The following is an 863-nucleotide window of genomic DNA, read 5'->3' on the forward strand; positions in this document are numbered from 1 at the left end:
GGTTCTGGTGCAAAAATAAAATAAAAGAGAATAAAGCGCATATATTCCTAACGGAATCGTATCTTATGCTGCAAGTTCAAACAATTGATGGATGAATTCTTTCTGATTTTGGACAGACTGGTCCCGTAAATCAAGCTGTTCTTTTTTAATCATATGCATGGCTTCTACTCCAGAAAGAATGGATGTAGCTGTGTCAAAACATTTGAACCCTAGCATAGAACGGATTCGCTTCTTTATAAAGCGATGATCTTGTTCTACTATGTTATTCAAGTACTTTTGTTGTCTAAGTTGCATACCATCAGGTATGCTTTTTTCTTTTTTCAACTGTTCAATTGCTATAGGATAAGCCGGGTTCTTATCGACTGTTATAACACGTGGCTTTGAAACATGAAAAGACCGCAAAGCTTTCTTGAAAAAGCGCTTTGCAGCCTTCTGGTCTCTTGTTTTGTTTAGGAAAAAATCAATTGTGTTTCCTTTCGAATCAACAGCACGATACAAATACATCCATTGACCTTTTACTTTGATATATGTTTCATCGACTCTCCAAGAGTCATTTGTTTGTTTGAGGTGACGACGGATTCGTTTGTCCAATTCAGGACCATACTGATGAACCCAACGCATAATCGTTGTATGAGAAATGGATAAACCCCGTTCTTCTAGCATTTCCACCAAATCACGAAAACTAAGGTTGTACCGTAGGTACCATCTTACCGTTAACAAAATAATATCGGGCTGATAATGCTTCCATTTGAATACATTTTCCTTTTCCATACCAATCACGCATCCTTTCTAAAGTAATAGTAACAGTATGTCCAAGATTTATAGATTCATTGCAATTGTCCTTAAGTTTTTGCACCAGAACC

At 36.7% G+C, this 863-nt stretch carries 1 protein-coding gene; it reads right to left on the minus strand.

Features of this window, described 5'->3' with window-relative positions; genetic code table 11:
• Positions 1-63: 63 nt before the first annotated feature.
• Positions 64-771 carry an IS6 family transposase gene (locus tag B5P40_RS31955; RefSeq protein WP_113710529.1) on the minus strand — a complete coding sequence of 236 codons (708 nt, stop codon included), beginning with the start codon at positions 769-771 and terminating at the stop codon, positions 64-66.
• Between the last annotated feature and the right edge of the window lie 92 nt (positions 772-863).

It is taken from the genome of Bacillus sp. SRB_8, from assembly GCF_003264205.1.
GTDB lineage: Bacteria > Bacillota > Bacilli > Bacillales > Bacillaceae_G > Bacillus_A > Bacillus_A mycoides.